This window comes from Polynucleobacter sp. MWH-Jannik1A5, assembly GCF_018881795.1.
Classification (GTDB): Bacteria; Pseudomonadota; Gammaproteobacteria; order Burkholderiales; family Burkholderiaceae; genus Polynucleobacter.
On sequence record NZ_JACVPQ010000006.1, the window covers coordinates 1 to 1,674 of the forward strand.

A 1,674-nucleotide genomic window follows, 5' to 3' on the forward strand; every position below is an offset into this window, starting at 1 on the left:
CCAGTGGTGGTGATGTTGCCACTGAGGGTGATGCCAGTTGCGTGAGTCGTTGTCAGTGTGAGTGATGACAGAACACTAGAGCCCCCTACTACACCACCGAAGTTAATTGCACCGGATCCAGCATTGACTGTGAAGTCTTTAGCACCGTTTACCGTTGAGCCACTACCGCTGAAGCTGACGGTATTGTTATTGGATGTCAGGGTAATTGCATCACCGAGTGTGACAGCGCCGGTATAAGTCTGCGCACCAGTTGTGGTGATGTTGTTATTGAGCGTAATGCCAGTACCTGTGATCGCGAGAGTGCCAGAGGTGATACCGACAACGGAGACGGCTGCACCACTGCTAATCGTTAAGGTATTAGTAGAGGTATTGATTGCGTCAGCAGCAGTGATCGTACCGCTAGAGCTACGGATGGTGATGTTGTCAGCAAAGGTAGGTACGCTTGCAAAGTCAACAGCAATGTTACCTGTACCGCTAGCGGTGCCAAAGGTAATACTAGAGAAGCCATCAACCAGATAAGCGAGCTCTGCATCATCGAGCTTGAGAGTGCCAGTAGCGTCAGTACCAATACCCATCGTTGTACTCAAGGTCTTTGGCTGGATGACTAAGGCGCCAGTGCTCGAGACATTGCCGCCTAAAGCCAGTGCATCAGTTGTTAAGGTGATTGCATAAGCGGCACTAGCGGTCATTGTGGAGCTAGTAGTAATACTAGAAGCCGATAAAGTGGTATCAGCAGCTACCGTAATAGCGCCAGTGTAACTTTGCTCTCCACTGGTGGTGATGTTGGCATTCATTCGTGTGGTGCCGGAGACTGAGAGCGCTTTATTGGTGCCACTCAATGTCACGGTATCGCCAGTGCCATTACCAAACACAGCATTGCCAGTAATCGCTAGACCATAAGCACCAGTGATCGTGCCATTAAAGGTTGCGGTAGTAGCAGCTAAGGTAGTGTCAGCACCTAATACAACAGCATCGTTATAGGTTTGTGCACCAGTCGTTGTGACGGTAGTGCCGTTCAGGGCCACAGTACCGCCTGCATCTGTTGTCACTGAAGCAGCAGTGACAGCAGCGCTAAAGGTAGTTGTGCCAGATGTATTCACCGTTAAGGCACCAAGCGCACCATCTGTTGCACCACCTACTACACCAGTGAAGGTCACGTTACCTGAACCAGCAGAGACGGTCAGCGGATTGCCAGCAGTAGCCGCGCTATTGACAGTAGAAGTAAAGCCGACTGTGCCGTTACCAGAAGAGCTATTGAGAGTCACTGCAGAACCAGTGATGGTCACAGCGCCGGTATAAGCCTGGTTGCTTGAGCTAGTGATATTGGCAGCAATACTTGAAGTGCCAGAGACACTTAAAGTAGTAATGCCGGAGATAGCGCCGTTTACTACTGCGTTACCAGTAATCCCTAAGGTGCTGTTACCTACCCAGGTAGAACTATTGGTAGTCGTTGCTGCTGTAATCGCTGTAGCACCCAAGGCATAAGATCCGCCAACCGCGCCAGTGAAGGTGACAGCGCCAGTGCCAGCAGTGATGGTGAGCGCTTTGCCAGCAGCACTACCATTTAAGGTGCCGCCAAAGCTCACATCACTATTAGTAGTCGCCAAGGTGGTAGTCGTTGGTGTGAGTACGACATTACCGTTATAAGCCTGAGCACCAGTGGTGGTGATGTTG

The 1,674-nt window shown here is 50.8% G+C and carries 1 protein-coding gene; it reads right to left on the bottom strand.

The annotated features are described in order from the left end of the window. A partial coding sequence (locus ICN23_RS09680; RefSeq protein ID WP_370624785.1) for a beta strand repeat-containing protein occupies window positions 1-1,674 on the bottom strand: 1,674 nt, incomplete at both ends.